This window comes from Methylobacterium variabile (assembly GCF_001043975.1).
Lineage (GTDB): Bacteria > Pseudomonadota > Alphaproteobacteria > Rhizobiales > Beijerinckiaceae > Methylobacterium > Methylobacterium variabile.
This window is the reverse complement of sequence record NZ_LABY01000114.1, coordinates 16,853-31,319: the sequence shown is the minus strand read 5'-3', so window position 1 is coordinate 31,319 and position 14,467 is coordinate 16,853. Positions and strand designations below refer to the sequence as shown.

The 14,467-nt window shown below is 72.7% G+C and carries 16 protein-coding genes and 1 riboswitch; of the genes, 10 read left to right on the top strand and 6 right to left on the bottom strand.

Annotated elements, in window-relative coordinates; genetic code table 11:
* Positions 1-231: 231 nt before the first annotated feature.
* A riboswitch (cobalamin riboswitch) is annotated at positions 232-435 on the bottom strand.
* Positions 436-796: 361 nt separating this feature from the next.
* From VQ02_RS17155 to VQ02_RS17135, 5 genes are all read left to right on the top strand, one after another.
* Entirely contained in the window at positions 797-2,023 is a 1,227-nt protein-coding gene (locus VQ02_RS17155) for an ABC transporter substrate-binding protein (RefSeq protein ID WP_048445419.1), read from the top strand.
* Between the two features lie 83 nt (positions 2,024-2,106).
* On the top strand, positions 2,107-2,934 hold the full coding sequence (locus VQ02_RS17150; RefSeq protein ID WP_048445418.1) for an aldo/keto reductase: 828 nt from the start codon (positions 2,107-2,109) through the stop codon (positions 2,932-2,934).
* A 67-nt stretch (positions 2,935-3,001) separates the two neighbouring features.
* A complete protein-coding gene (locus VQ02_RS17145) occupies positions 3,002-3,442 on the top strand; it encodes an acyl-CoA thioesterase (protein ID WP_048445417.1) in 441 nt (146 codons plus the stop codon).
* Between the two features lie 140 nt (positions 3,443-3,582).
* Positions 3,583-3,789 (top strand): hypothetical protein, encoded by a 207-nt coding sequence (locus tag VQ02_RS17140; protein ID WP_048445416.1) that lies wholly within the window; start codon positions 3,583-3,585, stop codon positions 3,787-3,789.
* A 27-nt stretch (positions 3,790-3,816) separates the two neighbouring features.
* Complete coding sequence (locus VQ02_RS17135) at positions 3,817-4,581, top strand: sulfite exporter TauE/SafE family protein (protein WP_048445415.1); 765 nt, start codon at positions 3,817-3,819, stop codon at positions 4,579-4,581.
* A gap of 51 nt (positions 4,582-4,632) precedes the next feature.
* On the opposite strand, the gene VQ02_RS17130 is transcribed toward VQ02_RS17135, so the two are convergent.
* Positions 4,633-5,181: a hypothetical protein gene (locus tag VQ02_RS17130; protein ID WP_157080663.1), complete on the bottom strand. Its 549-nt coding sequence runs from the start codon at positions 5,179-5,181 to the stop codon at positions 4,633-4,635.
* A gap of 340 nt (positions 5,182-5,521) precedes the next feature.
* Between VQ02_RS17130 and VQ02_RS17125 the strand changes: the two genes are divergently transcribed.
* Positions 5,522-5,710 carry a hypothetical protein gene (locus VQ02_RS17125; RefSeq protein ID WP_048445413.1) on the top strand — a complete coding sequence of 63 codons (189 nt, stop codon included), beginning with the start codon at positions 5,522-5,524 and terminating at the stop codon, positions 5,708-5,710.
* 164 nt (positions 5,711-5,874) lie between these two features.
* On the opposite strand, the gene VQ02_RS17120 is transcribed toward VQ02_RS17125, so the two are convergent.
* From VQ02_RS17120 to VQ02_RS17110, 3 genes are read right to left on the bottom strand one after another with little or no spacing between them, the layout of a single operon-like run.
* Entirely contained in the window at positions 5,875-7,695 is a 1,821-nt protein-coding gene (locus VQ02_RS17120) for a flotillin family protein (protein WP_083469272.1), read from the bottom strand.
* Positions 7,696-7,723: 28 nt separating this feature from the next.
* Entirely contained in the window at positions 7,724-8,383 is a 660-nt protein-coding gene (locus tag VQ02_RS17115) for an OB-fold-containig protein (protein ID WP_048445412.1), read from the bottom strand.
* Positions 8,380-9,507, bottom strand: coding sequence for a PspA/IM30 family protein (locus tag VQ02_RS17110; protein ID WP_048445411.1), 1,128 nt, complete (start codon positions 9,505-9,507; stop codon positions 8,380-8,382). The genes VQ02_RS17115 and VQ02_RS17110 overlap by 4 nt, the downstream gene beginning before the upstream one ends.
* A gap of 216 nt (positions 9,508-9,723) precedes the next feature.
* Between VQ02_RS17110 and VQ02_RS17105 the strand changes: the two genes are divergently transcribed.
* The 4 genes from VQ02_RS17105 to VQ02_RS17090 all read left to right on the top strand — a co-directional run bounded on the left by VQ02_RS17105 (position 9,724) and on the right by VQ02_RS17090 (position 13,263).
* Complete coding sequence (locus VQ02_RS17105) at positions 9,724-10,485, top strand: LamB/YcsF family protein (protein ID WP_048445410.1); 762 nt, start codon at positions 9,724-9,726, stop codon at positions 10,483-10,485.
* Positions 10,486-10,491: 6 nt separating this feature from the next.
* Positions 10,492-11,214 carry a 5-oxoprolinase subunit B family protein gene (locus VQ02_RS17100; RefSeq protein ID WP_048445409.1) on the top strand — a complete coding sequence of 241 codons (723 nt, stop codon included), beginning with the start codon at positions 10,492-10,494 and terminating at the stop codon, positions 11,212-11,214.
* Positions 11,211-12,236: a 5-oxoprolinase subunit C family protein gene (locus VQ02_RS17095; RefSeq protein WP_048445408.1), complete on the top strand. Its 1,026-nt coding sequence runs from the start codon at positions 11,211-11,213 to the stop codon at positions 12,234-12,236. The genes VQ02_RS17100 and VQ02_RS17095 overlap by 4 nt, the downstream gene beginning before the upstream one ends.
* A gap of 238 nt (positions 12,237-12,474) precedes the next feature.
* The gene (locus VQ02_RS17090; protein WP_048445407.1) at positions 12,475-13,263 is read left to right on the top strand and encodes a transporter substrate-binding domain-containing protein; all 789 of its coding nucleotides are present in this window, start codon (positions 12,475-12,477) and stop codon (positions 13,261-13,263) included.
* Positions 13,264-13,446: 183 nt separating this feature from the next.
* On the opposite strand, the gene VQ02_RS17085 is transcribed toward VQ02_RS17090, so the two are convergent.
* Both VQ02_RS17085 and VQ02_RS17080 read right to left on the bottom strand, forming a co-directional pair.
* The gene (locus VQ02_RS17085; RefSeq protein WP_048445406.1) at positions 13,447-13,791 is read right to left on the bottom strand and encodes a DUF3088 domain-containing protein; all 345 of its coding nucleotides are present in this window, start codon (positions 13,789-13,791) and stop codon (positions 13,447-13,449) included.
* A 19-nt stretch (positions 13,792-13,810) separates the two neighbouring features.
* On the bottom strand, positions 13,811-14,389 hold the full coding sequence (locus tag VQ02_RS17080) for a cytochrome b (RefSeq protein ID WP_048445405.1): 579 nt from the start codon (positions 14,387-14,389) through the stop codon (positions 13,811-13,813).
* Between the last annotated feature and the right edge of the window lie 78 nt (positions 14,390-14,467).

Below are 14,467 nucleotides of genomic sequence, written 5' to 3'. Positions count from 1 at the left end.
CCCGTCCGTAGCCGATCGCACCAGGTATGTAACGTTATAAAGTTACATTCCTCGCTCCGACGCGCGGGATGGCGAACGTGCCGGGCGCACGCTGCATCGGCGGGTCGGACGACAGGGACGGCGGGCACGGCGGGACGGCGAGGCTGTGGCACGTCACCGCGAGCGACAGCGCGACGGCTGCTCTCGCAACCGCCTCGACACCCATCAGGACACCCCGCCCGACGTGCTCGCGTGTGACCACGGCTGACGGCAGGTCTCCTGGCTCACGGGTCAGCGCCTGCCATCGTCTTCCCAGGGATTCTGACGCCCCAGTGACGTGGTGATGGAAGGCTCGCCGCTCACAGTTGCGGGGGCAGCCGCGGGTTCACGCTCCGACGGAGCCCTCACCGCGTTCCCTTTTGATCCCCGAAGGGAACCGTCGATCGGTAGCTTAGCGGTTCGATGGCGGAGGAGCAATCGGGCGACACAACCAATCGCTTCGTCCGCGGCGCCGCACATGCCTCTCTATGCTCGCATGTGACAGCGCTGCTCGCGGACAAGAAGGTGCAGGATCTGCCCTCTCCCGAGTGGGGGCAGGTATGCCGCTCACCTGCTTCAACCGCTTCCGGCCCGCGACGGGGCGCCTGCCGGGGAAGCCCGATGCAGGGCAGGGCTTCGCCTGCAAGCGCCACAAGGATTCTCAACCACGCCGCGCAATGCGCATCGACGCCGCCCCGGGCCCCTGACATACAGGGCCGCGACCCGGCCCGGCCGGGCCGCGAACACGCCCCGACAAGAATTCCCTGGGAGGTCCCCGATGTCGTTCCGCTCACGGGTCGCCGGCGCCGCCGGTCTCGCCCTGTCGCTCGCCGCATCGGTCGCCATGGGCTCGTCCGCCATGGCGCAGGACGCGAAGGCGCCGATCAAGATCGGGGTGCTCAGCGACATGAGCGGGCCGTTCGCCGACCAGGCGGGCACCGGCTCGGTGACGGCGGCGCAGCTCGCGGTCGAGGATTTCGCCAAGGAGGCCGGCGAGCTCAAGGTCGAGGTCGTCTCCGCCGATCACCAGAACAAGCCCGATATCGGGCTCGCCACCGCCCGGCGCTGGCTCGACCAGGAGGGCGTCTCGACCATCGTCGACCTGCCGAACTCCGCCGTGGCGCTGGCGGTCTCCAACCTGATGCGCGAGCGGCACCGGGTGGCCCTGGCCTCGAGCGCGCTCACCTCCGACCTGACCGGCAAGGCCTGCGCGCCGACCACCGTGCAGTGGGTCTCCGACACCTGGGCTCAAGGCTCGGCCACCGCCCGGGCCATCGCCGGCCGCGGCCTGAAGTCCTGGTACTTCGTCACCGTCGACTACGCGCTGGGCCATGCCCTGGAGCGCGACGCCACCGCGGCGCTGAAGGCCGCCGGCGGCACCGTGAAGGGCTCGAGCAAGCACCCGCTCAACGCCGGCGACTTCGCCTCGCCGCTGCTCTCGGCGCAGGGCTCCGGCGCCCAGGTGCTGGCGCTGGCCGATACGGGGGCCGACATGATCAACGCCGTCAAGCAGGCGGCGGAGTTCGGGGTGATGCCCGAGATGCGCCTCGCCGCCCTGTTCGTGCAGCTCTCGGACACCCACGCCCTCGGCCTCAAGGCCGCCCAGGGTCTCCAGCTCGCCAGCGCCTTCTACTGGGACCGCACCGACGGCACCCGCGCCTTCGCCAAGCGCTTCGGCGAGCGGATGAACGGCCGCATGCCGACCGAGAACCATGCCGGCGTCTACTCCTCGACCCTGGCCTACCTGCGGGCGGTGCGCGACACCGGCACCATCGAGGGCGAGAAGGTCGTGGCGGCGATGCGCGAGAAGCCGATCAACGATCCGCTGTTCGGCACCGTGACGGTGCGCCAGGACGGCCGGGCGGTGCACGACGTGTTCCTGTTCGAGGTGAAGGCTCCGTCCGAGAGCAAGGGCCCGTACGACTACTACAAGCTCCTCGACACCGTGCCGGGCGACCAGGCCTTCCGGCCGATGGCCGAGGGCGGCTGCCCCCTGGTGAAGTAACGCGAGCGCCCGACGTCGTCGGGCCCTCGACATCGGGCGCGGGCCGTCCCAGTTCAGGTGTCGTCACCCGAAAGGCCCCCGCCATGACCGACGCCGTCCTGACCCTCAACGACGGGAAGCGCATCCCCCAGCTCGGCTTCGGGGTGTGGCGGCTCGAGAACGACGAGGCTCCGGCGATCGTCGGGGCGGCGCTCGAGGCGGGCTACCGCTCGATCGACACCGCGGCGGTCTACGGCAACGAGGCCGGGGTCGGCCGGGCCATCGCCGCCTCGGGCCTGGAACGCGACGAGATCTTCGTCGCCACCAAGGTCTGGAACGACCGCCACGGCTACGACGAGACCCTGCGGGCCTGCGAGGAGTCGCTCGCCCGCCTCTGCCTCGACCACGTCGATCTCTACCTCGTCCACTGGCCGGTGCCGCAGCGCGGCGCGTATGTCGACACCTGGCGCGCCCTGATGCGCCTGCGCGAGGACGGCCGCGCCCGCTCGATCGGCGTCTCGAACTTCACGATCGAGCACCTGAAGCGCGTCATCGACGCCACCGGCTCGACACCCTCGGTCAACCAAGTCGAGCTGCATCCGCGCTTCCAGCAGGACGAGCTTCGCGCCTTCCACGCCGAGGCCGGGATCGTCACCGAGGCCTGGGCGCCGCTCGGCCGCGGCGCGGTGCTGGACGACCCCGTCATCCGGGAGGTCGCCGAGAAGCACGGCCGCACCCCGGCCCAGGTGGTGCTGCGCTGGCACCTCGACATCGGCAACGTCGCGATCCCGAAATCGGCCACCCCCGCCCGCATCCGCGAGAACCGCGAGGTCTCGGGCTTCACCCTCGACGCCGACGACCTCGCCCGCATCGGTGCCCTCGACGACCCGGCGGGGCGGATGGGGCCGGATTCGGACACCTTCGGGGCGTGAGCCGCGGCTTGATCGGCCGGGCCGGCCCGGCCTAGTTTCCGGCTCCCGCCGAGCTTTCACGAGGCAGATGGTGAGCGGCCGCACGCCCCCCGAGACCCGCGCCGCCTATCGGCGCTTCGTGCCGATCAGCACCCGCTGGGCCGACAACGACGTCTACGGCCACGTCAACAACGTGGTCTACTACGCCTTCTTCGACACCGCGGTGAACGGCGTGCTGATCGCGGAGGGCGCCCTCGACATCGCGAACAGCCCGGTGATCGGCCTCGTGGTCGAGACCGGGTGCCGCTACTTCCGCTCGATGGCCTTCCCCGACCGGGTCACCGCCGGGATCCGGGTGGCGCACCGCGGCACGTCGAGCGTGCGCTACGAGGTCGGGCTGTTTCGCAACGACGAGGAGGAGGCCGCGGCGCAGGGCCACTTCGTCCACGTCTACGTCGACCGGACGACGCAGCGCCCGGTGCCCCTGCCGGAGGACCTGCGGCGGGTGCTGGAGCCGCTGGCCACGTGATGGCAGACAGCCGGTAGGCCGCACGGGCCTTTGGCCCTCAGCGGCCTGCGGCCGCCACGAAGGCAAGGTTCGCCCCTTACGGCTTGTTGCAGCCGGCAGCACCCCGCAAGCTGCCGGCACTGCAACCGGAGGTCCAGCCCATGCCGCCGCGCATCCCGCTCCGCCCCGCGGGCCCGGGTCCCGTCGGGCTCATCGCCCTCGCCCTCGCGATCCTCGCCGCCGGCCTCGTCCTGGAGGGGCGCCCCGTGGACGCCTCGGTCTCGCCCGGTGCGACGATGTCCGAGGTCCCCTCCCGCCCGCTGCCGAGCCCGGAGACGATGCTCCGGGACATGATCGGCCGCGACTGAAGAGATCTGCCTGAGGGATCCTTGTCCGTGACCGATCTTCTCTCCGGCGGGCCCGGCCCGCTCGGCTGGGCCGTGATCCTCGCCACCTTCCTGCTCGCCGGCTTCGTCAAGGGCGTGATCGGCCTCGGCCTGCCGACGGTGGCGGTCGGGCTCCTCGCCACCGTGATGACGCCGGCCCAGGCAGCGGCCCTGCTGATCGTGCCTTCCTTCGTCACCAACATCTGGCAGCTTCTCGCCGGCCCGCGCTTCGGGGCCCTGCTGCGGCGGCTGTGGCCGATGATGGCGGCGATCGCGGTCGGCACGGTGGCGAGCGCCGGGCTCATCGCCGGCGCCAAGGGGCCGGGCCCGGCGAGCGCGCTCGGCGCCGCGCTCGTCGCCTACGCGGTGATCGGGCTCGCCGGACTGTCCTTCCGGGTGCCGGCCGGCACAGAGCCGTGGCTGTCGCCGGTCGTCGGCCTCCTCACCGGTCTCGTCACCGGGGCGACCGGCGTCTTCGTGATCCCGGCGGTGCCCTACCTCCAGGCGCTGGGCCTCGACCGGGACGGGCTGATCCAGGCGCTCGGGCTGTCCTTCACGGTCTCGACCCTGGCGCTCGCCGCCGGCCTCGCCCGGGAGGGCGCGCTGCCCCTCGCGGCCGGCGCCGCCTCGCTCGTCACCCTGGCCCCGGCGCTCCTCGGCATGGCGGCCGGCCAGTGGCTGCGCGGCCGGGTTTCCGCCTCGACCTTCCGGCGCGCCTTCCTGATCGGCCTCCTGCTCCTCGGCGGCCACCTCGCCCTGCGGCCGTGGCTCTGACGCCAGCGGCCGGATGCGTCGGCATCCGAGGCCCGTCGAGGTGAAGCCGGGCTACTCGTCCTCGTCCTCGAGGGGGCGCAGGATCTGCATCCGGCGGCCCATCGGATCCTCGAAGGTGGTGCGGCGCATCACCAGGAAGCCGCCGTCCCGGCCGCGCCGGATCCGGTCGGCCCGGGCATCGACCCAGAGATCGACGTCGCCGTAGCCGCGCATGTCAGGCGACGGCAGGGGGCGCGCGTACCGGACCGGCCTGACGGCCGGGGGCCGCAGGGCGGCGGCCCGGGTGGCCGGCGCCTCGGGCACGAACCGCCGGCTCGGGCGCTGCGCCACCCGGCTCCGCACCTCCTTGCGCCGCACGACCGCCGGGCGCTCCGCGCGCGCCTGCCGCACGTGCGCCCGCGCGGGCCTCGCCACGCGGGCGGTGTCCGGTGGGGTGGGCCTGGCCGCCTCCTGCGGGGCAGGGGCCTCGGCCGGCTTGGTCGGCGGATCGCTCCAGGGGCGCCCGCCCGGGGCGGCCTGATCCTGCGCCCTCGCCGGCGGCGCGCATAGGATGCCGAGCAGGAGAGCGAGGCCGACTGAGCGGCGCATCCCGTCACGCATGATCGCACCTCCGGATCGGCAGGCCTGCCTGCCTCGCCCCTCGGTTCCGCTGCGGGCCGAGCGCCGCGCGGTAGTCAAGCTCGGTCGTCGCAACCTGACCGTGTTGTGGAAGGTAGCGGCACGCGGCACCGCCGTCCACGCGATGACGTTACGAATCCACTCCCGTGTGCCCCGCCGGCGCGTCCAGGTCCGGGACGTCGGCCTGTCCGCGGCGGGGGAACCGGCGCCGCTCCTTCGCGTTACGGGCGCGGTACGCCGCTCCCGACTCGTCCACGCTCGAACACCCGCCGGGCCTGCCGCTTGCCACCGTGGCGTCATGTCCATGCCGGGGGAAGCACCCATGATCCAGTTCGACACGAAGGCGTCCGGCGCGGCACAGGCCGCAACCGTCGCCGTTCCATTCGAGGGCAAGTTGCGCCAGGCCGCGATGGTGCTCACCCTGGCGATCGGCGTTCCGCTGGTGCTGGCCTGGTTCGGGCTGCTCAGCTGGGGGGTGCTCTGGCTGGTCAGGATCGTGCTCGCGCTCTAGCGCATGCTGCCGCAGCGCCCGCACGCCACGCGCAGGTCACGCCGCCCTCAGCCTCGTGGGGCGATCCGGCCGAGCGGTGATGGTCGGGCAGTCGTCGCCGTGACGATGTGCGATGGAGTTTGGAGAGGCCCGAGGGCCGCTCCGCTCTCTCAGGACAACCGAGATTACGTCCCGCGGGAAGCCGCCGCGGTCGTCGGCGCGGCTCCGTCGTATGAGGGAATGTCCCGCCCCGCCAGGCGTGCGTCGCCTGCCAAGCGTGCGTCGCTCCGGGTCGGCCCGCTCGTCGCCGGTCCGGGCGAGCCGTTCGGCACGGATTGGCCCGGGCGAATGCCGCCGACCAGCGTCTCGACCGCGTTGCCGCCGGTCGCGAACCCGGCCTCGTTCAGCAAGGCTCCGAGGATCGGCGCGTTGTACTGGTAGCGCAGCAGGTGGCCCGAGAGGCTGTCGCCGAGGCTCGCCGAGGCGGTGCCGTTGCCGGGTCCGCTCCCGCCCTGGCCCATCATGCCGACGGCATCGAAGATCTTGATCGAATCGATCTTCTCGACGGCCTTCATGCTCTCGCGCAGCGCGCCGGGGATCATCTCCAGCCGCTTGAGGCCGGTCTCGTAGGCGCGCGCCTCCGCCGAGAGGGCGTTGCGGGCCTCGTTCATCTTCGTCTCGCGCGCGGCCTCCGCCTCGCCGAGCCTGGCGATAGCCTCGGCCTTCGAGGTCGCGGCTTGCGCCTCGGCCTGGGCGAGCGTGGTGATCGCGGTGGCGCGATCCTCCGCGGCGCGGCGCTCCGCCTCCGCCGTGACGGTGATGCCGGTGGCCTCCCGCTCCGCGTCGCGCTTGGCCGCGATGACGGTGACCTCGCGCTCCCGCTCGGCGATCTCCTTCGCCTTGGCGGTGGCGACGCGCTCCTCCGCGGCGACCGCCAGGGCCTCGGCGGCCTTGGCGGCGGCGCGGGCCTCGGATTCCTTCTGCGAGCGCTCGGCGATCTTGATGGCGTTGTCCTGGAGCAGGAGCTGGCGCTCGCGCTCGGCCTCGGCGTTGCGCTGGGCGATGGCGAGGTCGGCCTCGATGCGGGCCGACTCGGCGTTCCGGCGGGCCTCGGCCTCGCGCAACTGGATCGCCTGCTCGCGCTCGATCCGGGCCGATTGCTCGCTCTGCTGGGCGCGCTGCTCGGCCTGGGCGGTCTCGGCGCGGGTCTCGGCGGTCTTGTTGGCGATGTCGCGCTCCTGCGCGAGCTCGGCCTCGCGGGTCGCCTTGCGGATCTCGAGCTGGCGCAGGGACGTCTCGCGATCCTTCTCGGCGACCGCGACCTCCGCGTCGCGGACCGTGGCGTTGCGCTCCTTGCGGCGCTGCTCGGTGATCTCCTTGAGGCGCGCCAGGCCCTCCGCGTCGAAGGAGTTGTCCGGGTTGAAATGCTCGATCGAGGTCTGGTCGAGCCGGGTCAGCGAGGCGGATTCGAGCTCGAGGCCGTTGTGCCGCAGGTCGCCCGAGACGGCCTCCTGCACCCCCTTCACGAAGTCGGCGCGCTTCTCCTGAAGGTCGGGCAGGCTCATCCCGGCGGCGACCGCGCGGAGCGCGTCGACGAACTTCGCCTCGATCAGCTCGCGCAGGAGGTTGGCGTCGTTGGTGCGGTCGCCGAGCGTCTGGGCGGCCAGCGCGATCGACTCCTCCTTGGGCTCGACGCGCACGTAGAACTCGACGGTGATGTCGGCCCTCAGGCGGTCCTTGGTGATGAGCGACTCGCTGCCCGAGCGCTTCACCTCCAGCCGCAGGGTGTTGAGGTTCACCATCGCGATCGAGTGGAAGACGGGCAGCAGCACCGCGCCGCCGTCGACCACGACCTTGCGCCCGCCGAGGCCCGTGCGGACGAAGGCGGTGTCGCGGGTGGTGCGCCGGTAGAGGCGCGAGAACACGAAGCCGATGCCGAGCAGCGCGACCAGGATGATGACGGCCGGCACCAGCAGGCCGACGAGTTTCACGTCGAGGAGGTCCATGGGGATCCCTTGGTTGGCGAGGCGCGGATCAGAGGTCGGGGCCGGCCGGCACCGCGAGGAACACGGCCTCGGCGCGGTCGACGAGCAGCACGCGCTCGCCCCGGGCCATGGCGGGCGCGTCGGGCGCGGCGCGGGCGCGCAGGAAATGCGCGTTGCCGTACCGGTCCACGGCGCGGACCTGGCCCGGCAGGCCGGCATCGAGCGGCCCGAGCGTGACCTCGGCCGTCGTGCCGATCAGGTCGTCGGCGGTGATGGCGTAGCTCTCGTCTCGCGGGATCACCCTGGCGATGGTCCGCGACGATTGGCGCAGCACCGGCACGGTGACGGCGAGCGCAAGACAGACGGCACCTGCGCCCGGCAGCGGCCCGAGCACGGCGCTCGCGGCGGCCTGGAGGGCGAAGCCGATCAGCGCGAAGACGGCGAGGGCGACGATCAGCAGGATCAGGAACGGCACCCGCCCGACATTGAGCCAGGACAGCCAGGAGGCCGGCGAGAGCGCGCTCGACGCCTCGGCCCCGGTCTCCGGGCCACCATGGCCGGCGCCGCCCTCCTGCCCGAGCAGCCCGTCGACGAGGTCGGACAACGAGTGGCCGATCACCAGCGAGATGCCTTCCACCAGCACCAGCCCGACCATCACCAGGGCGGCGAGCGTGAAGGGAAACAGGGCCGGGGCGGCGAAGGCGCTCACGACGGCCGCCCCTGCTTGAGCGCCGCGAGCCGCTGCGCGATGACGTGGTCGCGGTGCAGCCGGTCGAGATCCTCGACGCCCGCCTCCGCGGTCGCCGCGGCGGTGCCGGTGGCGCGGTCGATGGCGCGCAGCGAGCGCTCCAGCTTGCCCGCGCGGGCCGCATCGTCGTCGTAGCCGGCGAGCGGATCGCCGCCGCGGCCCTGGGGCTTGCTGAGCAGGCTGATGCGGTGCTCGGCGTCGCGCCGCGCCGCGAGGGCCGCCTGCACCGCCTTCGACGCCGCGTCGTGCCGCTCGGCCACGCTCGCGAGGCTCGAATCAATCGCCTCGATCTGGCTCTCCAGGTCGATCTGCCGGGCGATGCCGGCCCGGGCGAGGTCCTCGCGCCCGCTCGTCAGGGCCGTCTGGAGCTTGTCCGGCAGCGCCGTCAGCTCGGCCTCGAGCTGGCCGCGCCGGGCGGCGAGGCGATGCTCCTCCGCCCTGACCTTGCCGAGGTCGCGCCGCGCCTCCTCGATCACCTCGTCGATCTCGCGCAGGGCCTGCTGCGCGATCGCGAGGCCGTTGCGGTCCTCGACCGCGTCGAGCGCGGCGTTCGAGAGGCCGCCGATGATGCGGCCGACGCGGGTGAGGATGGTCTCCGGCATGGTCTGGGTCTCCTGCGGAACGGTGACGCCGGCCTGGATGGTCAGCGCGTCGGCGGCGACGACGAGCCGGGCGCTCGAGGACCCGCGCCAGGGGCCGCCATAGCCCTGGACGCGGTAGGGCATGGTGCGGCGGCCGGTGAGCGTCGTCAGGGCGATCACCGAGGGGCCCTTCACCGAGAACAGCTTGTCGTCGAGCGGCATCGCCGTGATCGTCGCCGGATCGAGGCCGCTTGCCTGTGCGAAATCGCGTATCCCGAGCGTCACGAGCCTGGCAGGCAGGCTGGTCTCGTCCCGCACCGGCCGGTAGCCCAGCGCCGTCAGGGCCACGACATCGGCCCCGAGCCCGTGCTCCAGCCGGATCCTGTCCAGGATCGCGGGGATGCGGCGATAGGCGTCGAGGAGGGCGCGGACCGCCGAGAGGTCGTCCGCATCCGGCAGGAGCCGGTAGGTCAGGGTGGCAGGGAACGGGTGGGCCCTGGTCATTCCCTAACGTAAAACACCGATTTGGTGTTTTCAAGATTGTGCGGGCCCGCCCCGCCTGGGGATATGGAGCGTCAGGTGCTCCCCTCCGGCAGGCGGCTCGGCGCCTACCGAGGGAGCGCCGGGAGCAACCCGGGCCGGCGCGGCCCGAGGGTTGCAGGAGCATCGGGGCGATGCCAGGAAACAGGCGTCCGCATCTGCCGCCCCGGAGTACCCGCCATGCTGTCCATCGACCTCAATTCGGACCTTGGCGAGGGCTTCGGCGATTACCGCTGCGGCGACGATGCCGCGATGCTGGAGGTGGTGACCTCGGCCAACGTCGCCTGCGGCCTGCACGCCGGCGACCCGGAGATCATGGCCCGGGCCTTCGCCATCGCGCGGGAGCGCGGCGTCGCGGTCGGCGCCCATCCGGGCTACCCGGACCTGTGGGGCTTCGGCCGCCGGGTGCTGCCCTTCACCCCCGGCGAGGTCGAGCGCCTGATCGCCTACCAGGTCGGTGCCGCGGCGGGGCTCGCCGCCTATGCGGGACACCGCCTCACCTACGTCAAGGCGCACGGGGCGCTCGCCAACCTAGCGGCGGTGGAGCGGGAGGTGGCGGACGCCATTGCCAAGGCCGTCAAGGCGGTCGACCCGTCCCTGTCGCTGCTCGCCATCGCTCTCACCGCCCAGGTGGCCGCCGGCGAGGCGCAGGGCCTCGACGTGCATCAGGAGATCTTCGCCGACCGCGGCTACACCGAGGCCGGGTTCCTGATCCCCCGCGGCCAGCCCGGCGCGATGATCACCGACGCGGCCGAGGCCGCCGACCGGGTGCTCGCCATGGTGCAGGAGGGGGCGATCATCGCGGCGAGCGGCCGGCGCCTGCCGACGCCGATCCGCTCGGTCTGCGTCCACGGCGACTCCGCCCACGCCGTCGCCACCGCCCGGGCCGTGCGGGCGCGGCTCGAGGGTGCCGGCGTGCGCCTCGCCCCCTTCCGGGCCTGATCGGCGATGGAGAGCCCCCGCCTCCTCGATGCCGGCGAGGCCGCCCTGGTGGCGGAGTTCGGCACCACCGTCGATCCGGCCATCCACGACCGGGTGCTCGCCCTCGACGACGCGCTCCGGGCCGAGCCGCCGCCCGGCCTGCGCGAGACGGTCCCGACCTACCGCTCGCTGATGATCCACTACGACCCCCTGGTGCTCGACCGGGACGACCTTGCCGGGCGGGTGCGGGCGCTCGCCGCCCGGCCGGCCGCGGCGCGGGCCGGCGCGGCCGTGTGGACGCTGCCCTGCTGCTACGATCCCGCCTGCGCCGAGGACATCGCCGCGGTGGCGCAGGCGACGGGGCTCACGATCGAGCGCGTCGCCGCCCTGCACGCGGGGGCCGAGTACCGGGTCTACATGTACGGCTTCGCCCCGGGCTTCGCCTATCTCGGCGGCCTGCCGCAGGAACTCGCGGTGTCGCGCCGCGCCACGCCGCGCCCGCCGCACCCGGCCAACGCCCTCCTGATCGGCGGCGGCCTCGCGGCGGTCGGCACCTTCCCGATGCCGACCGGCTGGTACGTCGTCGGCCGCACCCCGGAGCGGCTCTACGCGCCGCACCGGCCCGAGCCGTTCCCGGTCGCCGTCGGCGACACCCTGCGGTTCGAGGCGGTGGACGCCGCCACCTTCGCGGCCCTCGAGGATCGCGCCGCCTCCGGCGAGGTCGTCGCCCAGCGCCGGGAGGCCGCATGACACCGCGTCTCAGCATCCTGTCCGCCGGCCCCGGCGTGACCCTCCAGGACGGGGGCCGCCACGGCTACCTGCGCTACGGCATCACCGCCGCCGGCCCGATGGACCCGCTCGCCCACGCCACCGCCAACCGGGCGCTCGGCAATCCCGCGGGCGCCACGGCCCTCGAAGTGTCGCTCGGCGGCGTCGAGGTGACGGCCGAGGGCGGGCCCCTCGGCGTGGCGCTGGTGGGCGGCGAGTTCCGGATCAGCCTCGACGGTGCGCCCCTGCCGCCGGCCTGCGCGCTGACGCTGATGCCCGGCAGCAGCCTCCACGTGCGGGCCGGCCGGGCCGGGGCCTGGGCCTATCTCGCGGTGGCGGGCCGCCTCGACCTCGAGCCCACCCTCGGCTCGACCGCGACCCACACCCGCTCCGGCTTCGGCGGCCTCGACGGCCGGGCGCTCCGGTCCGGCGACCGGCTGGCGGTGGTCGATGCCCGCCCCGGCCCCGCCGAGCCCCACGCCCTGGTGGCGCCCTGGCTCGCCCGGCCGCCAGAGGAGATCCGGGTGGTCCTCGGCCCCCAGGACGACTTCTTCGCTCCTGAGCAGATCGCCGCCTTCCTGGCGGGGCCCTGGACGGTGACCACCAAGGGCGACCGGATGGCCTGCTTCCTCGACGGCACGCCGCTCACCCATGCCAAGGGCTACAACATCGTCTCGGACGGCATCGCCATGGGGGCGATCCAGGTGCCGGGGGAGGGCTGGCCGATCATCCTGATGGCCGACCGCCAGTCCACCGGCGGCTACCCGAAGATCGCCACCGTGATCGGCCCCGATCTCGGGCGGCTGGCCCAGGCGCAGGGCGGCACGCGCCTGCGCTTCCGGGCGGTCGACCGCGCCGAGGCGGTGGCGGCCCGCCGGGCCGAGGCCGAGGCGCTGGCCGGGCCGGTGCCGATGGAGCCGCTGATCCGCACCGATTTCAGCGCCGAGTTCCTGCTCGGGCGCAACCTGATCGGCGGGGTGGTGGACGGGGCCCACGCTCCGTAGGTCGGGAGCCGACGAAGGCCGCACCGGAGCGAGCGTGCGCGAGGACCCTCGCGCCGACACCCGGCCGTGCGCGTGATCCGGGCCTGCCCGTTCGGCATCCCCGATGCTCGGCGGAGATCGCCGCGGCTTTCGCCGAGCATCGGATCCGCGGACGGCGCCAGCCCGAAAAGCTGGACGATATCCACCTGCGTCCCTACGCTGCCGTCCTCGGCGTCGTGTTGGGTTTGGAGCGAGTTTCATGGACGGGGGTTCGATGATGTCGCGGTGGGTGGCGGGCGCGATGCTGGCGCTCGCGTCGACGCAAGCTCTCGCCGCGGATGAACCTTCGCGCCTCGACCAGGTCATCGAACGCAAGGTCCTGAACGTCTGCACGACGGGCGACTACCGTCCCTTCTCGTACCGCCCCGACGGCGCCAACGACTTCGTCGGCATCGACATCGATCTCGGCCGCTCGCTCGCCAAGTCGCTCGACGCCGAGGCCGTCTTCATCCAGACCAAGTGGTCGAACCTGCTCGCCGACTTCAAGGCAAAGTGCGACATCGCGATGAGCGGCATCTCGGTCACGCTGCCGCGCCAGCGCGAGGCCTTCTTCAGCGAGATGTACCTCGTGAATGGCAAGGCGCCCATCGTCCGGTGCGACGACGTCTCCAAGTACCAGACGACGGACGCCATCAACCAGCCCTCGACCCGCGTCGTCGTGAACCCCGGCGGCACGAACGAGCGGTTCGCCCGCGCCAACCTCGCCAAGGCGCAGATCCAGCTCTTCCCGGACAACCGCGTCATCTGGCAGGAGATCGCCCAAGGCCGCGCCGACGTCATGGTCGCGGAGTCGGTCGAGGTGAAGCTCCAGGAGAAGCTGCATCCCGGCCTGTGCGCGGTGAACCCCGACAGGCCCCTGCAATACGGCGAGATGGGCTTCCTGCTGCCGCGCGGCGACACGGTGTTCAAGGCCTACGTCGACCAGTGGCTGCACCTGACCAAGGCCTCGGGCGAGTTCGACAGGGTCTTCGACGCCAACATGAAGTGAGGGCCGGCGGTCGTTCGATCCGGCGGTGTGACGGAGACGGTCGGTCACCAGATTGGTGGTGACGCGGCTCGTCGCGCCTTCCGGTGCCACAGCGTCAGGCTGCCTTTGCGGCTCGCAGGCCTGGACCGATGTGCCCGAACGCTACAGGCTCGACCCGTCACGCCACGTCCCGGGACCATGCAGCTACGGATGCTGCTCCGGAAAGCCGTGCCGCGCGTGCAGCGCCCGCAGGATCGCGTCCTTGTCGTCGACGAAGCGGACCGCACCGTGGCGGCCGGTGGCGAGGGCGTCCGGGGCGTCGGGGGCGAGCACCAGCAGCGGCAGCGACTGGTGCGCCGCGCCGACGCGCTCGATGAGCGCCTGCCGCGGCCGCGGCCAGGGCAGGCGCGTCACGTCGAGGCGCGCAGCGAGAGCCGGAAATCCCGCGAGCACGCCCTCCAGCAGGGCGCAGTGCCAGCAGTAGAAGCGCCGGCCCGGATAGGCCGGGTCGGCGAAGTCGGGCGCCAGCAGGTAGAGGTGGTCGCGCAAGGGCGCGGGCTCCCGGCGCTCACACGTCCTGGCGCGGCAGCATCCGGTCGAGCAGGCCGTCCCGGCGCACGATCAGGTGCCAGGCGGTCGCCAGCACGTGGAGCGCGACCAGGGCGTAGACCGCGTACTGGCCGACGAGATGGATCTGGTCGGCGAGGTCGGACACCGCCTTGTTCTTCTCCATGAAGGGCGGGATCGGGAAGAGGTAGAAATATTGTGTCGTGCTGCCGGCGGCGGCCGACATCACGAAGCCGCTCACCGGCATCAGCAGGAAGACGAGGTAGAGCAGCCAGTGGTTGATCCGGCCGAGGATCGCCAGGCCCCGCGGCACGTAGACTTCCGGCGGCGCCGGATTCCAGGCGCGCCACAGGATGCGGATGGCGACGATGACGAGGATCGTCAGGCCGACCGACTTGTGCATCTGGAAGAAGAAGCCCTTGCTCGGGCTCGCCGGCAGGCTCACCGCCACCCAGGCGAGGGGCAGGACTGCCAGCACCAGCGCGACGGTGAGCCAGTGCAGGGCCTGGGAGAGGGCGGTGTAGCGCGGCTGCTCGACGCGGGTGATCTTCGCTGGAGCGCGGGCGGACAGGTCGATCATCCGAGACATTCCCAAAGGTCGCGCCACCGTCACGGCGCGGAGACAATTCTCCGCGCAGGCTAGACTGCCGGCGACGCC